General features: G+C 46.8%; 19 protein-coding genes and 1 pseudogene. 3 read left to right on the forward strand and 17 right to left on the reverse strand.

The genetic code is table 11. From position 1 onward, the window contains the following. Positions 1-56: 56 nt before the first annotated feature. The 5 genes and pseudogenes from DWZ61_RS08465 to DWZ61_RS08490 all read right to left on the reverse strand — a co-directional run bounded on the left by DWZ61_RS08465 (position 57) and on the right by DWZ61_RS08490 (position 4,322). A complete protein-coding gene (locus DWZ61_RS08465) occupies positions 57-230 on the reverse strand; it encodes a hypothetical protein (RefSeq protein ID WP_015568730.1) in 174 nt (57 codons plus the stop codon). A gap of 5 nt (positions 231-235) precedes the next feature. Further along, the gene (locus DWZ61_RS08470) at positions 236-676 is read right to left on the reverse strand and encodes a hypothetical protein (RefSeq protein WP_005603533.1); all 441 of its coding nucleotides are present in this window, start codon (positions 674-676) and stop codon (positions 236-238) included. 11 nt (positions 677-687) lie between these two features. Further along, positions 688-1,608 carry a ParM/StbA family protein gene (locus DWZ61_RS08475; RefSeq protein WP_015568731.1) on the reverse strand — a complete coding sequence of 307 codons (921 nt, stop codon included), beginning with the start codon at positions 1,606-1,608 and terminating at the stop codon, positions 688-690. 677 nt (positions 1,609-2,285) lie between these two features. Next, positions 2,286-2,513: pseudogene (locus DWZ61_RS20455) on the reverse strand (LysR family transcriptional regulator); the annotation flags it as partial. 207 nt (positions 2,514-2,720) lie between these two features. Further along, positions 2,721-4,322, reverse strand: coding sequence for a fused MFS/spermidine synthase (locus DWZ61_RS08490; protein ID WP_227734029.1), 1,602 nt, complete (start codon positions 4,320-4,322; stop codon positions 2,721-2,723). A 196-nt stretch (positions 4,323-4,518) separates the two neighbouring features. On the opposite strand from DWZ61_RS08490, the gene DWZ61_RS08495 reads away from it, so the two are divergent. Then, the gene (locus DWZ61_RS08495) at positions 4,519-4,944 is read left to right on the forward strand and encodes a MerR family transcriptional regulator (RefSeq protein ID WP_117465077.1); all 426 of its coding nucleotides are present in this window, start codon (positions 4,519-4,521) and stop codon (positions 4,942-4,944) included. Positions 4,945-5,014: 70 nt separating this feature from the next. Here DWZ61_RS08495 and mgtE read toward each other — a convergent pair whose 3' ends face one another. The 7 genes from mgtE to DWZ61_RS08535 all read right to left on the reverse strand — a co-directional run bounded on the left by mgtE (position 5,015) and on the right by DWZ61_RS08535 (position 10,472). Next, positions 5,015-6,373, reverse strand: coding sequence for a magnesium transporter (gene mgtE, locus DWZ61_RS08500; protein ID WP_118538077.1), 1,359 nt, complete (start codon positions 6,371-6,373; stop codon positions 5,015-5,017). A 339-nt stretch (positions 6,374-6,712) separates the two neighbouring features. Further along, complete coding sequence (locus DWZ61_RS20170; protein ID WP_243026375.1) at positions 6,713-6,871, reverse strand: hypothetical protein; 159 nt, start codon at positions 6,869-6,871, stop codon at positions 6,713-6,715. A gap of 145 nt (positions 6,872-7,016) precedes the next feature. Next, positions 7,017-7,505: an HD domain-containing protein gene (locus DWZ61_RS08510; protein WP_022312746.1), complete on the reverse strand. Its 489-nt coding sequence runs from the start codon at positions 7,503-7,505 to the stop codon at positions 7,017-7,019. 71 nt (positions 7,506-7,576) lie between these two features. Continuing rightward, complete coding sequence (locus DWZ61_RS08515) at positions 7,577-8,029, reverse strand: NUDIX domain-containing protein (protein ID WP_118538078.1); 453 nt, start codon at positions 8,027-8,029, stop codon at positions 7,577-7,579. A 575-nt stretch (positions 8,030-8,604) separates the two neighbouring features. Beyond that, on the reverse strand, positions 8,605-9,030 hold the full coding sequence (locus DWZ61_RS08520) for a hypothetical protein (RefSeq protein ID WP_118538079.1): 426 nt from the start codon (positions 9,028-9,030) through the stop codon (positions 8,605-8,607). 54 nt (positions 9,031-9,084) lie between these two features. Beyond that, positions 9,085-9,813 carry a 4Fe-4S binding protein gene (locus DWZ61_RS08525; RefSeq protein ID WP_118502844.1) on the reverse strand — a complete coding sequence of 243 codons (729 nt, stop codon included), beginning with the start codon at positions 9,811-9,813 and terminating at the stop codon, positions 9,085-9,087. Between the two features lie 335 nt (positions 9,814-10,148). Continuing rightward, positions 10,149-10,472 (reverse strand): cupin domain-containing protein, encoded by a 324-nt coding sequence (locus tag DWZ61_RS08535; protein ID WP_118538123.1) that lies wholly within the window; start codon positions 10,470-10,472, stop codon positions 10,149-10,151. A gap of 141 nt (positions 10,473-10,613) precedes the next feature. On the opposite strand from DWZ61_RS08535, the gene DWZ61_RS08540 reads away from it, so the two are divergent. Next, positions 10,614-11,261, forward strand: a complete 648-nt coding sequence (locus tag DWZ61_RS08540; RefSeq protein ID WP_022313576.1) for a Crp/Fnr family transcriptional regulator — start codon at positions 10,614-10,616, stop codon at positions 11,259-11,261. Here DWZ61_RS08540 and DWZ61_RS08545 read toward each other — a convergent pair. The 3 genes from DWZ61_RS08545 to DWZ61_RS08555 all read right to left on the reverse strand — a co-directional run bounded on the left by DWZ61_RS08545 (position 11,258) and on the right by DWZ61_RS08555 (position 15,108). Beyond that, complete coding sequence (locus DWZ61_RS08545) at positions 11,258-11,884, reverse strand: flavin reductase (protein WP_118538081.1); 627 nt, start codon at positions 11,882-11,884, stop codon at positions 11,258-11,260. The two genes, DWZ61_RS08540 and DWZ61_RS08545, sit on opposite strands and share 4 nt — an antisense overlap. A gap of 212 nt (positions 11,885-12,096) precedes the next feature. Then, positions 12,097-13,755, reverse strand: a complete 1,659-nt coding sequence (locus DWZ61_RS08550) for a transglutaminase domain-containing protein (RefSeq protein ID WP_118538082.1) — start codon at positions 13,753-13,755, stop codon at positions 12,097-12,099. Between the two features lie 72 nt (positions 13,756-13,827). Beyond that, on the reverse strand, positions 13,828-15,108 hold the full coding sequence (locus DWZ61_RS08555) for a putative glycoside hydrolase (protein ID WP_118502851.1): 1,281 nt from the start codon (positions 15,106-15,108) through the stop codon (positions 13,828-13,830). A gap of 292 nt (positions 15,109-15,400) precedes the next feature. Here DWZ61_RS08555 and DWZ61_RS08560 point away from each other — a divergent pair, with 292 nt between their 5' ends. Further along, a complete protein-coding gene (locus DWZ61_RS08560) occupies positions 15,401-16,132 on the forward strand; it encodes an HAD family hydrolase (protein WP_182427037.1) in 732 nt (243 codons plus the stop codon). A gap of 102 nt (positions 16,133-16,234) precedes the next feature. Here the strand turns inward: DWZ61_RS08560 and DWZ61_RS08565 are convergent, their stop codons facing one another. Continuing rightward, positions 16,235-17,221 (reverse strand): Gfo/Idh/MocA family oxidoreductase, encoded by a 987-nt coding sequence (locus DWZ61_RS08565; protein ID WP_118538083.1) that lies wholly within the window; start codon positions 17,219-17,221, stop codon positions 16,235-16,237. A gap of 1 nt (position 17,222) precedes the next feature. After that, positions 17,223-18,374 (reverse strand): GGDEF domain-containing protein, encoded by a 1,152-nt coding sequence (locus DWZ61_RS08570; protein ID WP_243026376.1) that lies wholly within the window; start codon positions 18,372-18,374, stop codon positions 17,223-17,225. Positions 18,375-18,464: the final 90 nt, after the last annotated feature.

Below are 18,464 nucleotides of genomic sequence, written 5' to 3' on the forward strand. Positions count from 1 at the left end.
TAGGTCACAAATGTTTTTCAAAAAACACTTGACTATTTATAGTTTGTCACCTCCCCTCAAAATGTTCCCATTCTTACGAATGAAAGAAATACTCTTGCTATCAGACAGAATAGAAGAAGAACTAACCTGACAAGTCCCAAGAACAGCTTTAATGCTCCAAGAACAATTTTCAGCATCCACTTGAGTATCTGTAAAACAGCGGTTCCTACGGCTCCTGCAATTCTTCTCATAATAATCAATCTCCTTTCAACATCCATCCCATTGCCAATCCTGCAACATCTGAATCATTCATAACATCTTCTTCCGGCTGTTCTTCCATATCTTCCTGTGGGTTTGCAATCACTACCGGCTGGCTGTTCTTCACTCCCGCCAAAGCTCCCCCAAGTAAAGAAATGACCTCTTTTCTTGCCTCACTCATTGCAGAATACTCAATTTCCTTTTTTATCTTTTCTATCTCGTCCCTCGTTACAAACTGTTCATATCTCTTTTCCTCTTTGGAGGGAATATCATCCTCTCCATAGTGGTCAATATAAAACTCACAGGCTTCAATCAGGAACTGATTCTTTGACTTATATATCTTTGGATTAAGCCCCTTTATGACCTCATTGATTTTAGCGTGTTGAGGATTGAGCAGATTCAGTCGGAATGTGCTCTCCATAATATGCCTTCGTGCCATATGACTACCCCCTATGCAAGTCTCTTAGCAGTTTTCAGTCCCATAATGGCAAGCTGTTCATATCCTCTGGCATTTGCCTTTACATCAAGGATATAAGAGATATTCTTTGCTTCGTGATTGCTGAAATTCTTCATTACCACTGCCCCGCCACCTACAAATACAATCGGTGTAGTTTTAAGGTTATAACTAAACTCACGGATTGAGTTATATACCTTTTCAACAAAGTCCTCTATCTCAGCCTTGATAATCGCAAGGTATTCATCATCTATATCAGACCTGCCATATCGCATAATATTCTGGATTTCTGTTTCATCAACTTCCCCGTTGAGCTGTCTTACACACTGCTCATTGATAGAACGCATACAGGTAATAAGTCCTCTCGGCACGGTAACACACTTTGATTCGTCCGGTGACTTGTTAATCACGGGCATAATATCTATTGTCCAGCTACCGATATCAACAACCAGCGTTTTCTTTGCCATAGTCGGTATCTTGTCAACCACTGCCGCATAGCACTGTGGGAATACCGCCACATCGTCAATCTCAATATGGTATGCTTCATTTTCATATCTGAAATCAACACGCTTATTCTTGGTCAGGTATTTAATAAAGTTATTTCTCTCTGCTCCAAATCGGGTAAGTGGAAGTCCTACTGCAAGAAATACCTTTGCATCTGACAATCCTCTTTTCTTCAATTCCTTTGCGACTGCTGCCAGTGTCAAAAGATAAAAGCTGTCATCTTCAACCTTTGTATCTTTCACTTCCTGCCTTACTGTTCCAATCTTGTAATACTTACCGTCGTACTCAAGAACATCTCCAAAAAGTGCCGGAGTAGTTGTAATCTCCTTTACCCCTGTGACAAATACCTGAGTTACGGTTTTCATCATTGACCAGCCGTGATCAATTCCTATTACTTCTAACTTGTTATTCATTTTTCTGTTCCTCCAAATCTTACTAATTTTGTTCATACAGCTACCCGTACCTTTCGGTTTGTGTTTCTATCCTATTTTCCTTGTCTCTGAAATATCTGCCAGCGATTTATATTCGATCACACTCTGCTCTTGCTTTCATAAGACAATACTTCCATATACAGCCACCTCTCTTTTTGCGAGATGACTTACATTCAGACCAAATCAGCTTCTTTTCTGCCATCTCCTGCTCATTTCCAATAAAAAAGGCAGGACAAACAGCCGGATACACTTTTCAGTGCAAAGCTAATTTAGTCCTACCTAAAATTATTACTATTCAATTTTCACCTCTCTTGGGTACACAAAGCACACTCAGCCCATGAATCTGAACTGCTCTATGTAATGGTCATATTTCGGATTGATATGTCAGCGCTGCCCTATCCTGTACCGATTTAAAGGTATAAAAATAAGGACTAAATTAGTTCCAACCCCTTGATTTTACTGGGTTTCTTCTAACTTGTCCCAATTATAACTCAAGCACCGATCAAAACGGTATCATAAGAATCCCAGTCTGCGGGAGTAATCTCTGTCAGTGCAATATCCCGAAGGCTCTCATCATCATGCTCTCTGGATACCCGGCTGGAGCTGTTAGTCCAGTTCAGGTCATCACTGGTATAGGGCTCTACCGGAGTGATCTCATACTTACTGTAATTTACCATATATTTTGCATCCTGATAGAGGGATTCTCCCGCCGCCGTCACCACAAGACCTCTGTGGGTTCTGGCAAAAAGCTGTACTCCAAGATTATTTTCCAACGAATTGATCTGCTTGATCACCGCCGGTGGGGAAATATACAGTTTGTCCGCTGCCTTGCTGAAACTGCCTGCTTCCACCACACAAATGAAGGTATCCAACTGGGGATTGTACATCATTTCTGTTACCTCCTTCTATTGAAAAGGTCTCTTTCTTCCTACGACCAACATTATTGCATCATATAGCGTGATTGTAGCAGTCGGTAGTAGCTACCGGTCAATGGTTTTTATATTTTTTTAGGAAAAAACGGTGAAGCCTGTTGACTCCACCGTCGTATTCTTACCCTTTATGTTATTTCAAACTCTATTTGCAAATCTGCCGATTTACAGGTGTTCCATCAATCCGCTGATCCCCTGTTCCTCATAAATATCCTTGTAATACGCTACTTCTTCCTGAATCAGCTGATCGATGACCTGCATGCCAAGAAGTTCTACAGGCGCCTTGTCATCGGTCATGAGGTAATCTCCGGTCACGTAGGCACTGCTGTTGTCCGCTACCCGCTGCATCATGTTCTGCAGTCCCGCATCTGACAGATTCTCCACATGATCGGATAATACTTCTATCATATCACTGTGCTGGGAAGCAAACAGTTCGCGGTTGGTGGAGCCTGCCACGTCTACAGTATAGACATTGTCAAATACGTTGGCAATGGTGTCGGCAAGGTACTGATTGATATCCCCTTCCTTGTTGCCGTGCATGTTCATATTGACTACCATGACACCACCGTCCTTCAGATGATCTTTGACCATGGTAAAGAATTCCACGGAAGACATCTGGAAAGGAATGGTGATGTCCTGATAGGCATCCACCATGATGACATCATAGGTGGTATCCACCGCCTGCAAAAAAGCCCTGCCGTCATAGGTAGTCACCTTCACATCCTCCGGCAGGGAAAAATATTCTCTCGACAGCTCCGTGATCTTTTCGTCGATCTCCACGCCCTCGATATTCATATCGCCGAAATATTTCCGGCACTGGGTCGCATAGGTTCCGGTTCCCATACCAAGGATCAGTACATCCATGTCCTCTACCGGTTTATCCGGCACCATAAGGGGCGCCGCCATGGCATAGTCATAATACATGCCGGTAAGTCCCCCTTCTTTCATATAGAGGGATTGGACACCGAACAGCACGTTGGTGGACAGGACCACCTGTCTGTCCGTCTCCGATACCTGCAGATAATTATAGATGGACTCTCCTTCGTAGGTCAGATCCTTCTGCCAGAAAGCAAAGGAATCCGAATATCCCAGACCACAGCATAAAATAAAGATCAGTACCGATGCTGCAATCTTTTTCTTTCCCGTATGCTGGCAGATAAAGTAAATCACAGACAGCAGGATCAGAATTCCGGAAAAGATCAGAAATGTAATGGAGGTTCCCACCGCCGGGATCGTCACGAAAGTCGGTACGAAGGTTCCGATGATGCTTCCCACGGTATTGAATGCACCTAAAGTTCCCACGGTCTGTCCGCTGTCATCCAGACTATCCACGGAATATTTTACCAGAGAAGGGGTCACAGTTCCCAGTAAAAATAAGGGGAACACGAAGATCACCATGCAGGCTGCAAACGCCGCAATGATGAGGAAATTGTTGCTGACGGTAAAGATCAGCAGTGCGGAGATCCCAAGGATAATGTACTTGCCCACCACAGGGATCAGGGCAATCCAGATGGCCGCGATCAGGATCCTGCCGTAGAGTTTGTCCGGGTTCGGGGACTTGTCCGCACTTTTACCGCCGTAGATATTGCCCAGCGCCATGGCGATCATGATGGTGCCGATGACAATGGTCCATACGATCTGGGAAGAACTGAAATACGGTGCCAACAGTCTGCTGGCTCCCAGTTCCACCGCCATGACGGACATCCCGGCGAAGAACTCTGTGAGATACAAGAACAGCTTATTTTTCAAAATTCCTGAATGATTCATAAGTGTTGTAATCCTTTCCGCATTGACAGTGCGTCTATGTTACGTTATGATTTTATCAAACGGTAGTAACTACCGGCAATACTTTTTTGTAACTTTTCAGAGCCATGCAAAACTGCGTTCTGCGAATGCTTGCATTCAGTCAGATAAGCAGTTTTATATGGCGAAGTAACCACATGAGCAAAAAGGAAGCCATTTTATGTATTCTATGAAAGAAGCCTGTGCCCTGACCGGCATGACCTATGAGAACTTAAAATTTTACTGCAAGGAGGGACTGGTACCCAACGTGAAGCGGGACAGCCGCAATTATCGTGTCTTCGATGACCACGATATCAAATGGATCCAGAGTCTCGGGTGCCTCAGAAACTGTGGTCTCTCCATCGCCGAAATGAAAGAATATCTGCATTTATGTCTGGAGGGCGAATCCTCCATTCCCGCCAGAAAAGACATCCTCTCCCGGAAAAAAGAAGCACTGTTAACCTCCATGCAGCAGCTGCAGGAGGCCGTGGACTACATCGACTGGAAACAAGGATTCTATGATGACGTGTTATCCGGAAAGACCGCTTATTACAGCAATCTTATCCCTGAGACGACACCGGATGCTTCCGAAAGCACAGCTTCCTGAAACTGTTTGCGCAATCTAAAAAGCGGCCATGCGATTAAAGCATGGCCACCATGAAAACTCATCTCTGTTATTACCGGATCAAAAGTAACCATGCCATTCCATAATAGGTTACCACTGCCACCAGATCGTTTACCGTGGTGATCAGGGGACCGGATGCCACTGCAGGGTCTACCTTGATCTTATGGAAAAACATGGGGATCACCGTACCTACGGCACTGGAGATCGCCATTGCCACTAAGAGGGAGACTCCCACGCAGCCGGAGATTCCAAAGGCTCCCATCCAGGTATATCCTTTGAACAGATGCACATAGACACCGAGACAAAGTAATGCCATAATGCCCAACAGTGCTCCGTTTAAGGAACCGGTCTTTACTTCCTTGACCACCAGCTGGAACTTCTGTTTTCCTGTCAGGTTCTCGTCCATCAGCACACGGATTGTCACTGCCAGGGACTGGGTTCCCACATTTCCCGCCATATCCAGCACCAATGACTGGAAGCATATCACGATGGGAAGCACTGCTACCACGTTTTCAAAAAGTCCCACCACAGAGGATACCGCCATGCCTAAGAACAGCAGGATGATCAGCCAGGGCAGTCGCTTTTTCATGCTTTGAAGTGTGGGCTCCTTCAGATCCTCTTCTGCGGTCAGACCTGCTAACTTTGCATAGTCCTCGCCCATCTCATTGTCTACCATTTCGATCAGGTCTTCGGATGTGATGACACCGAGGATTTTCTTATCTTCTGACAATACGGGAATCGAGTCCTCCGCATAATCCAGGATCCTGTCCATACAATCATCGATCTTCTCATGATCGGTCACATAAGGATAAGATTTCAACACCAGATCTTCCAGATGCGCATTTTCCCTTGCCCGGATCAGATCCTTCAGATCGATGGCTCCGGCGAAAACACCCTTTTCATCTACCACATAGATGGTCATGATATTGTCGTTTTCTCCGGCCTGCTTTACCAACTCGCTCATAGCCTGCCTGATGGTCAGGTTCTCCGGGATACAGATGTAGTTCGTCGTCATGCAGCTGCCGATCTCTTCTTCATCATAGGACAGCAGCATCTTCACATCTTTTTTCGCATCCTCGTCCAGCATCCGGACAATCTGTTCTTTCTCTTCCGGATCCAGATCTTCCAACAAGTCGACAGCGTCATCGGAATCCATCTCGGAGATCACTCTCGCAGCACTCTCCACAGACAGTTCCCGGATATACTTACGGGGTTCCTCAATGTATTTGAAGATCTCTGCGACCTTCTGCGCTCCCAGCAGATGATACAATCGCTTCCGTTCTTCCTCTGTCATCCCCGCCATCATATCGGCAATATCGTTTTTATGATAATTCAATAAAAAATCCAGAATCTCCTCATCCGTTTTCTCGCTGCGAAATAATTCTGCCAGTTCGGAATATTTCTTGTTCATAGTCTAAGTCTCCTTTCTCGTTCTCATCTTTTAAATGCAACGTAAAGGGCAAAACAAAAGAAGCATCACACGATGCTTCCTCTGCATAAATCTCTATGCACAACAAATCAAAATACGGCCGTCACTTTCCACAGACAGCTGTACCCTGCTCGCAGGAAAAAGCACCGTGTTTTCTACTTCGCCCATAACCATCGCAACTGTCCATGAAATTCACCTCCAACTTGTTTTTTTCGTGGTTATAGTAGCACTGTGCCATTTGTTTTGCAAGCTGTTTTTCTTATTTTTCAATTGCATTTTTTATTGTATCATCATCTCTTTTTGTAAATAAGCACTTCCGGATCATCGCCTTTCTATCCATTCCTGTGCCATGCTACTGATCACGGATGCGAAATCATCCTCCGTCCAGTATGCAAACATAGACTTACTATATTCGACAAATTCCTCCAGAGACACTGTCTTGTACTGATCCGGCATACTCTCTTTATCATCTTCCGACATGTCATACTCTGCAGCCTGCTCGCTGTCTCCCTACTCCATCCGCTCTACAATGCAGTCAAAAATATCTCTTTTACCCTTGTAATGGCGGTATAATGCTCCTTTCGTCATGTCAAGCTCTCCGGCGATCTTTTCATTCGCAAAAAAGTCATGCTATATCATACATCTCTCTGCAGATCTTTTTCCCAGTTTCCGTCCGGAAAATATTCCGATAAGCGTTCTGCAAGGCTTCTTCAGACAGTTCGTCCTCACACATGTTTACAAGGAAATCCGCTTCCACCAGAATCTGATAATCAATGCCGTCTATATTGTTGTAGGTATGATGATGGGCAATCAGATACTGTACCCGCTCAGAAACTTCTCCGGAAAAACCAAGATCTGACAGCAGCTTTTCAGCAATGACCGGGCCTTCTTTTTCCTGTAATTTTCCGTTACAGTTTCCGTATTTTTCTTCACACAGATGGATGCCGATATCATGAGTCAGTGCTGCCGTCTCCAAAATAAATAAGGTCTTAGCATCCACATTCTCCATTTCCGCAATCAGCTTCGCATAGCTGTGTACCTTGCAAAAATGCTGAATGCGCTTTGCATCTCCATGGTAAAGTTCGATCATTGCCATATGTAATTTGTTGATCATTTTATTTTCCTCCTACCGGGTTTCCTTTGTGATGCTTTCCGTTTTCACGGGCCTCCTGCCTCCGAAATATCCTACTGGATCTTTGATACAATGCCTTCTTCCGTCAATGTCTGCAAACATTCCTGTGCATTCTCATCATGCATCATCTGCCACACCTGCTCCATACCGGGCGCCAGCGGCTTCTTCAAAAACTGTTCTCCGGAGATCCAGTAGACCTTTCCCTCCTCGGATGAGATCAATTTTCCTTCATATTCCGACGTTTTATATAAAAATCCCACATTCCTTATATCCCCTGTCATCCAGTGATAAATGCCGGTCAGTCTGGGATTTTGGATCGTCAGTCCGGTCTCCTCATAGATTTCTCTGATCACCGATTCTTTGAAAGTCTCACCCGGCTCCACATGCCCTCCGGGAAATGTCGTTCCCGAATAATTCTTCCCCACCTTGTCCAGCGCCACCACATTACCTTCTTTATCATAGACCATACACATATTCATGAAAATCACTTTTTCAATTCCAGCCATTACTTTCTCTCATTTCTCTAAGATAAACTTAATATAACATAATCTTGCTATGCCGGCAAATCGAGTTAGTGTAACTTGAAAGTTAGTGAAATACATTGGCAAAATCCACGAACTCCCGGAGCATGCGATACACATGTCTCGATGTAAGGTCTCCAGATGTGAATTTTCTACGAAAAGTGATGAGTGGTTCTCGTCATGACGGGGCCGCCTACAGTCGACATCCATGTCGACAATCGGCTGACGCGGACATCGTGTCCGCTTTCCCCCTGCCTTTCAGCACTTTTCTAGAAAATATCAACATCCTCCGACAAACATCTTCGACATGGCACCGCATATTCCGGGAGTTCTGCGTTTTGGAAAGCTTTCAAAAACCAGTAGCCCCGGCGGGTATAAGAATAAGCAGTGCCGTAAGCAGACGTCGGTACCATAGCGTCCCAAGGGACGCATTGCGGTCGTATTATGACCGCTTATGGACCGCTACGCTCTGCGACAGGAGCGCATCGTACTAAAGTACGAGCGTGCCGCGTTTCTTATACCCTGCCAAGGGCTACGGGATTATTTCGCTAACTCTCAATTTATTGAATCAAATCATAGCACATAATCTTCTGCTGTATCTGCGCATAAGCCTTCGGCTCCAGATCATAGCCCAGATAGGCAATTCCCTGATACACTGTTTCCGGAATGAGCTCCGATGAACTCATTTTTTTACAAATAGCCTCAATCAGATCCCGCTTTGCCGCGATGATCTTCACATCTGCTGCGTAAAATTGCGCCATATCGTAATCTGAAGTATTGCCACAGGGGCTGAGACAGTTAGCGCAGTCCGGTGCAATGGCGAATTTCTCCGCATGAATCTTCTGGACTGTCTCTTCTTCGCTATCGCCGTCTGTCAACCGCAGAAATGCTTCCCGGACCACACTGTCCGTCCGCTCTGTTTTGCCATTATTAGACATGGCTCCCACCAGCCCGATCAGGGCGCTGATGATTCTGTCTCCCTGCATTTTCCTACAAACCTCCATTTTTCAGATGCCTGCTTTCCGTACAGGCAATCCTGATTATTCCATAATTTCTCCGTCAATGGAGATGGTCACTACCTGCCAGGGCAGGAACTTTCCGCTGTCCTGTATAGCCTTCTTTGCCGCCATTTCCAGTCCTCCGCAGCAGGGCACTTCCATGCGCACGATGGTCACGGACTGAATGTCGTTGTTCCGCAGAATCTCCGTCAGCTTCTCGCTGTAATTCACTGCATCCAGCTTCGGACAGCCGATCAGCGTCACTTTGCCGCGAATGAATTCCTTATGAAAATTCGCATATGCATAAGCGGTACAATCTGCCGCGATGAGCAGTTTTGCCCCGTCAAAATACGGTGCCTGCAAAGGTGCCAGTTTGATCTGGACCGGCCAGTTACACAACTGGGATTTCATTGTCGCACTACTCTCTGCCACAATTTCTGCGTTCTCCGTCCGGTTCATCTGACGCATTCTGCTTCCTGGGCATCCTCCATGGGGAATCTGCATACCTTCCCGTTGCATTTTTTCCTGTTGTTTCAGCTGCTGTGCCTGCTTTACTGCCGCCTCATCATAGGCCGGCGCCTCCCGCTCTTCGAAGGTGATGGCTCCCGTGGGACACCCCGGCAAGCAGTCACCGAAGCCGTCGCAGAAATGCTCCCTGACCAATTTTGCCTTGCCATCAATAATATCTATGGCACCTTCATGACATGCTGTGGCACAAATACCGCAGCCATTGCATTTTTCTTCATCAATATGAATGATTTTTCGAATCATGTTGCCTCCTTAATTTTGCTGTTCTCTTTGTCTCTTTCCATACTATAGCAAACTTAAGCAGGTCATTATGTTGTTTTTCCAACAAAATCATTATTTTCTTCGCATACAAGATCATCTTCTCCACCGCCCTGCGATTAATCGTAAGCAGCGCTTCTCCTTCCAACTTATGACCAATGGCCTCATAAAAAGAACCGATAGTGAACCAGTCCAACCTATGGGCACCATCATGTTCTCGCCCAGCTCCAGCGGTAAAATTCTGAACACAAAGGGCAAAAAAGTACCGCCTGCATGAATATTAGTTCCACACAAGCGGTATATACAGCACGACTTATAATTTAGAAAGATACGGTCAGCTGCATCTTGAATCTCTCTTCACCGTATACTGCGTGAGGAATATCCTTGGGCATGATCAGTGTCTCGCCCTCTTCCACATAGAATACCTCATCGCCCACGGTAAATCTGCCCTTGCCTTCCAGAACGGTCACCATGGCATCTCCGCCTGCTGCATGGGTAGATATCTCCTCGCCCTTGTCAAAGGAAAAGATTGTCATGCTCACATAATCGTTCTGTACCAGAGTCTTGCTGACTACCTGGCCTTCCTGGTATTCCACCAGCTCCTTCAGAGTTAATTTGGTCTGCTTGTCGATATTTTTATACATCGTTGTCCATCCTTTCTTAAACACATCGTTATTGTGCCTGCCCGGCATGCTCCCACCAGAGCTCTCCTTGACTTTCTGAGGTGATTATACTAGAATCATCCCATCAAGTATGTTGATTTTCCAACAAAAGGAGAATTCATTATGACTAGCACTCTTTTTCAAAATATTTTACCCGAAGATATCCCTGTTATGCTGAAGCGTCTGAATGCATATACGAAATCCTATCAAAAGGAAGAATACATCAAGCATGCCGGTGATCCTGCGGATTTCATCGGCATTATCGAATCCGGCTCCGTTCACATCCTACAGGACGATTATTACGGCAACCGCAATATCACCGCTTCTATCCCCCCGGATTCCCTGTTTGGGGAGGCTTTTGCCTGTGCAGGAATTCCATATCTTCCCGTGGATATTGTGGCAGCAGAGGACTGTACAGTGATGTTCCTAAATGGGAAAACACTGTTAAACACCTGCGACAACAGCTGCACTTTCCATCATACCCTGATACGCAATCTCCTAGGAATCGTAGCGCAGAAAAATATGTATCTGAATCAGAAGATCAAATATACCTCCCGTAAGACCACCCGGGAAAAACTGATGGCCTATCTTACCGATCAGGCAAAATTGAAAAGGAGCAACGATTTTACCATCCCTTTCAACCGGCAGGAGCTGGCGGATTATCTCGGGGTAGAAAGAAGCGCCATGTCCGCAGAGCTGGGCAAGCTCACAAAGCTTGGCATCCTCCGGACACAGCGCAGTCATTTCACCTTATTAAAACCACTGGATTAATTTTTGATCACCTTTTCAAAATCGGAAGCTGGGTGTTTGCACAGCGGACAGATAAAATCTTCCGGCAGTTCCTCGCCCACGTATTCGTAACCGCAGATGGTGCAGCGCCATACCGTCTGGCCGTCTGCGGTTTTTCCCACTTCCTCCGGCTTCGGCTTTACCTCTTCTTGATAGTACTCATAGTTTGCCGATGGCTCCTCGCTTAACACTTCCATCTCTGTCACTTCACCAATGAACATGGTGTGGGATCCCAGATCCACGGTCTGACTGACCTTTACCGCCAGATAAGCATTTGTGCCTTCTGTGATGTAGGGCACGCCATTCTCCGCATTTTTATACGCTGTGTAGTCTGCGAATTTGTCCACTTCCCGGCCGGATTGGAAACCAAAGCGCTGATATAGAGGGAATAGTGCTGTCTTACTAAGCACCGATACGTTGAACACGCCAGTCTTTAACACCATATCATGGGTATAATTTGCCTTATTGATGCATATGCAGAGCTGATTCGGAGTGGATGCCGCCTGAATCGCAGTATTGACGATACAACCGTTTGCTTTCTCTCCATCTTTCGTCGTTACGATATATAATCCATAACTTAATTTGTGCATTGCCTTGTTATTCATTATATTCTCTCCTTTTCTCCTTCAGCCTGTTTCGCTTCCTTTTTAGTATCTCTTATCTACCATATTTTATTTTCTTAACATTACTTATTTTCTTTATCTGATAATAACACAGTTGAAATTATCTGTCAATAATATTAGTAATTATTCTTATTTTTATTTCTATAATTTAAAAACACCGATACCTTTCGATACCAGTGTTTCTTATCTGTTTCCTAATAGGTCACAACGTTATGATACACTCTGTAATATCCGTCTCCGATATCCACCAGCTGCAGCTGTATTGCAAAATACTCCATACCGAGATTTTTCAACACATCCACCACATATCCCTGCTCGTAGGCTCCGGTATGATAGGATTGCTCAATGGTACTCCACAGGCTCTTAGGCACAACATTGTCAAAATGCTGGTCACCACTTCCCAGGCCGGTCAGCTGCTTCCTGCAGTCTTCATAATAGGAACTTAAATCCGTCAGCGCATCGGCTCTGGGCTCCGGCGTAGCGGCAGCTGTGGTATTGCCTGCAGAGCCTGCGGTATTGCCGGAGGGATAACGCAACGGCTCCTGAGGATCCGGATTGATATAATCACTAAGAGAGCTGCCAGGCTGCTCCGGTTCCTGCGTACCGTCTCCCTGCTGTCCGGGATCTGTAACGCTCCCGTCTGTCTGACCGCCAGAGGGCGTGGTGCCTGCGTCCGGATCCGATGTGGCTCCGCCTGCTTCAGACGGCTGACCGGTACCCGCTGCCCCTGTGGTATTTTCCTGCCTGTAAGCGGTACCGTTGCAGGCTGGCAGATACACCGACAGATTCTGTCTTACATGGGTGGAGGCAAAATCTGCATCCGTCTTGTTAAAATAGTCATATCGGATGGCCGCTGCGTCATCCCAGGTCACATCCACATTGTAATAACCATCCTCCAGCTTTACGATATTCCAGGCATGATCCCCACCGGAATAACCGGTGCAGTAATAACAGGGAATTCCCAGCTGCTGTAACAGATACTGATAAGCTCTGGCATAACCGGCACACACGCTCTTCCCATTCACCAGTGCACTGTAAGCACTCTGGTTCATATCCGCTGTCAGATCATAGGTCACTGCCGATGCCAGTGCATCATGCACATATTTCTCTTTTTCATAATTGCTGTCAAGGGACGCTGCCCCGGTAATCAGCTTCTGTGCCGCCGCATCAAATCTTTGCTTTGCGCTCTCCAGATCATCTGCCGTACTGTTATATTTTAAATCGATCTCCACGCATTGCCCGTTGGTCAGATATTTGCTGGAATAACCCGTCTCCAGCCAGAACATTTCCGGATGATCACCGATCACCGCCTCAAACGCTGTCTTTACATCACTGGCAGACACGGTCTTCTCCGGTGCAAACTTTTCCGTCAGGTTCTGTGCGTTGGCATAAATCTGCCGGTATACGGACTGCTGATTCTCCGACAACATCTGATAATACGGATACTCCTCTGCGGAAAATGACAGCCCCTCTCCCGTTTCTCCGGAACCTAATGTTTCCTTCAGATTCTGTGCTTCCTGATCCGGAATCTGCTGTTCTTCCGGCTGCACGGGAGTAAACCCTGTCCTGCCGCTGACATCCTCCGGAATCTGCATCTGATCCATGGACGGCGCCACGTAGCCGTTCATTTCCCCCGGCATACCATTAGGAAGCGTCACACTGATATTTCCATTCCCGGAAGTCTGTCCTTCCTCGGTCTCTTCGATCCCAGGGGGCATATCCACTGTATTGCCATACAGTTTCTGCGCCAGAGAACTGGTCATATCGGGGTTCAATGCGAATACCAGGATTCCGCCACACAACAGCAGACACAACACTGCAATTCCTATCATGATCTTATTGACTACTTTCATCTTATGCTCCTATCAGACCGGGCTCCTGGCCTGTGCTCCTGCCCGGATTTGTTATAAAGCCAGCTTCTGCCGCTATTGCTTCTCTTCTCCTGCGGCAAGTAATCCATCCGGAGAATAGCGGTTCGTTGCATTCCACAGGATCCATTCTTCATATCCCGCATCGTAGACTGCCTGGATCTGTTCTCTGATCTGTGTTCCGTTGTAGGAAATATGTCCCGGAACCCAGGTTGCGGTAAATGCCTGCAGCCATGGCCGTACTACAGCCCTCTCCGCTTCCGGAATCTCCTGCAATTCTTCTGCAGACCCCTGCATGGCGGCCGATACCGTTTCATAAGGATGGGCATCCGGCACCTTCAGACCAAACACACCGTTAGCATAATGAGAGGGATATACCATAGGGCTGATGGCATCCACTGTCTGTCCCAGTGCCGTGTAATCCTGCCCTACGGTCTGCACATCCGTCTCGCTGCCGATAATAGTGCCGAAGACATCTGCCGTGACCACACAGCCCTTTTCGTGAAGTCTGTCTCCCGCATAGGAGAGAAAATCCTGTATAGCCTGCCGCTTCGGATAGGCTTCCATATCCACACCGTAATCTGCCGCATCGGCATCCGAACCTACCGGGAATCGCACATAATCATACTGGATCTCATCAAAACCCAGATCTGCCGCCATCTCCGCAAGCTCTGTCAGATATTCCCAGACCTCCTGCCTGTAGGGATTTACCCAGGCCAGTCCATTGGCATCTGTCACCGGCTTACCGTCCGGCTTCGTCAGTGCCAGTTCCGGCTGTGCCGCCGCCAGAATGGGATCCTTAAAGCATACGATCCGCGCAATGGTATATATATTATGATCTTTCAATTCCTGCATCATTGTCTGAATGTCCCGGATGTAACGTATTCCGGCCTGCATTTCGGATATCCGGTCCAGCACGGGAATGTCCTGTGGAATCTCCTCATTAGTCAGCCGGAACGTCAAATTTCCCTCGTCGTTTTTCACGTCGATGACCATGGCATTCAGTTCCGTCTCATCCACCAGGCGGATCAGATCTTCCATTCCGCCACTGCCAGCCTTCGGGCCGGTGACGTAGATTCCCTTTACCTTCGTCCGTCCCGCCATGCGGTCCGCCGTAGTCTGCTCTGCATCTCCGGCGGCATCCCCATCCGTGACATCCGGTGCATTCTCCCCGGTGGCAGCCTCTTCTGTGAAATCCACCGTGGCCATTACTTCTATTCCTGTCTCTTCCGTCCCTGTCAGAGATAATTCATTGTCTGTTCCACAGCCGGTCATGCCTAGTATAAGTACAATCCCTGCTGCCAGAAGTCTCTTCCCCGGACCAGTATTTCGTATCATCGGTACTCTCCCTGCATACCGCCGGTCGCTCCTGTTTTCTTTATCCAGCGGTACAAAAGCTTCATAATTTCATGGTTCTGAATAGTTCCGTCGGAGTCAAAAGGTCTTTCACCCACTTATGAGCAAGCTCGTGTGAGCTTAGACCTTTTAACCCTGGTATCATTATATTTTTAATTGTTGAAAAATGCAAGAAATGCTATACTATATCTATCGGCTCTGCCTCCGCTTGAGAAAAGAGCCGTCCTGATTTTCCCTGGAATAAGGTTTTTCACCACAAGAAATGAGGTCTTCCATGTATCATAATTTTATCTTTGATCTCTACGGCACCTTAGTAGACATCCACACTAATGAAAATAAAACTTCCCTCTGGAAAAGGCTTGCGCTGTTCTATTCCTTCCAGGGTGCTTCCTATACGGGGAGGGAACTGAGGAACAGATATCGCCAGCTGGAAACGGCTGCCCGCAAGGTTCCCTCATCTTACACCTGTCCGGAGATCTGCGCCGCAGATATTTTTCGAACTCTTTATGTCGAAAAAGGGATCCAACCCACAGAGGCTCTTCTGACCGCTACCGGTCAGTTCTTCCGGATCGAATCCCTCAATATTTTACAATGCTATCCCGCCACGATCGGCACACTGCAGCAGCTCCATGCAAAAGGCTGTGGGATCTACCTCCTGTCCAATGCCCAGCGGATCTTCACCGAATACGAGCTGCGCTCGCTGGGACTCTGGGATCTGTTCGACGGTATCCTTATCTCCTCTGACGAGGGGTGCTGCAAGCCGGATCCCGCTTTTTTTCAGATCCTGTTTGACCGCTACGGATTAGATTTCACCACCTGTCTGATGACCGGCAACGAACGCACCAGTGATCTGGCAGGTGCTATAGCTGCGGGGATCGACTGCTGTTACCTGCACACCGCCACCTCTTCCGGTTCCGCAGATGAGCCACCAAAAAAAGCCCGCTTTACAGTTATGGATGGTGACTCTTATGCGCTGCAAAAACTTCTTCTAAGTTTAGCGAGATAAGATAAAGCACCCGGAAGTCAGCTTTCCCGGGTGTTTTTTCATCCATACAAAGGCTGCCACACAGATCATGGAGCCTGTCAGGAACTGCATCAGGGCTGCTCCTCAGATTTTTTCCGTGGCATGCTCTTCCTCTGGATAAGTCAGTCCCCAGTCTTTTCGGATCCGGGTCATCATTTTCATAACATCCTCGGTAAGCTCAAGCTTCATTAATTCCGGATGTCCGGCGATGGCCTGTTCCATATCCTCCACCTCGTATCCCAGTGCGTCTGCCGTAGCTCCCGCCACAATTTCCTCGGTGTGTCCGTCTTCCGTGTACGTGATCACTGCTTTCTGCCCTCTGGGATACTCATACATTTCCACGTAAGCCTTGTCAAAAGAGATCATGCCCCGTTTGGGCTGCTTGGCATGCAGGGACAATGTGACCGTTGCCATCTCCTGCTCCCGGTTCATCAGAAGTATTCCCGCCTGCTCGTCCACACCGGTAGGTGCAATCTTCACCTGCGAAGTAATCTGATCCGGGCAGGAATTTAAGAACATTCTGACAAAGGAAAGGGCATACACACCGATGTCCAGCAGTGCTCCTCCGGCCAGATTCCGGTTGAAGAACCGGTTCTTCATATCGTATTCCTTATAACTTCCGAAATTCATCTGTATCACACGCAATTCTCCGAATTTTCCGGCATCCATGCGTTTTTTCAACTCCTTATAAATCGGCATATGATAGATAGTCATAGCTTCCGCCAGCACCACACCATGCTCCTTCGCCAGCTGCACTGCCTCTTCCAGTTCTTCGGAATTCAGCGTAATGGATTTTTCGCACAGCACATGCTTGCCGGCTGCCAGCGCTTTCCGCAGAAAGTGAATGTGAGTGTTATGAGGTGTGGAAATATAAATGATATCCACCGCAGGATCCGCACATACATCCTGAAAGCTCGTAAACACCTTCTGCACACCGTATTTTTCCGCAAAGGCCACTGCCTTCTCCGGTGTCCGGTTTACAACGCCGTACAGCTTCTGTCCTCTTTTTTCCATAGCCTGCGCCAGTTCGTTGGCAATGACGCCACAGCCTGCACTTACCCAGTTTGCCATCCTATCTTCTGCCTTCCTTCTCACGTTTTTTATTCTCATACATCTTTGCATCCGCTTCATTCACAATCTTGCGGATGTCCATGCCACAGCCTTCCGCCCAGCCCACGGCACTGGAGAACGGCATCTCGCCCTGACTGTTTTTCTCCTGCAATGCAGCACTGACAGACTCTACCATTGACTCGATCTCTGTTTCTACCGGATTCTCTATCAGCATGACGAATTCATCTCCACCCACACGATAAACCTTCCTCCTGTCAGTGGATAATTCATATAATACGGAAGACAACGTCTGGATCAGCACATCCCCGGCAGCATGTCCATATTGGTCGTTAACATATTTCAGATTATTCACATCCCAGAAAATGGCAGCCAGTCTGTCAACCCCCAGATAATAGTCAGCAATCATTTCCTCATATTTGTTCTTATTATACACATGGGTTCCCAGATCAGTCTCCTTACGATATGTCAGGTCGGCAATCCTCTGTGCATCCTCGTGGCTGGTAATGCTGATATACCGCAAAATAAAGGTAAATGCCAGAAGGATCACTGCCCGTGGCAAGGCTCCGTAGAACAAAATGGTAAATACAGGATCAGGTTCCAGACTAAACTGCATTGTTCCTGCCCCCCACTGCTCCATATACCAGTCTCTGGTATGATTACTGCCAAGCAGAAGATTCAGATCACAGATTCCGTGATAGAATCCCGTCACCATACTGACAGCCATTGTCACGTCATTGACAACATAGGTGATCCACAGTGTCATCCGCTCCCTGTACTGTACCGCCAAAAGCAACGGCAACACATAGATAAGCACCGCATGGAATGACAAAAATGCCGCAATGACTGCCGATATCATACAGATCAGTGTCAAAAACACATACTTTACCCAATGCTTTGACAGATCCACCTTTTTATAAATGTATAAAACAGGAATTCCCATCACCGCCGACACCCCTGCTGCCATGGTAAAAATTCTGGCATCCACAATAAAGATTCTCACTAATGTCAACAGCCAGAGGAGCAGAATAGTCACAAAAATCCAGAAAAAACCTTTTAGTGTGTGTATATTTGAGTTGATCTCCTGCTGGTATAATTCTTTTTTATACTTTTCCTGATAATTTTCCATCATAACATCCCTATGTTCTTCTATCATTTGTTCTCTTCATTCAGTGCTCAGCGCATAACAGATACAGTATAACATATTATGATTTTTTTTGCATTAAATGAGCTTACTTAGCATAAT

It is taken from the genome of Clostridium sp. AF34-10BH (assembly GCF_003478095.1).
Taxonomy (GTDB): domain Bacteria; phylum Bacillota; class Clostridia; order Lachnospirales; family Lachnospiraceae; genus Acetatifactor; species Acetatifactor acetigignens.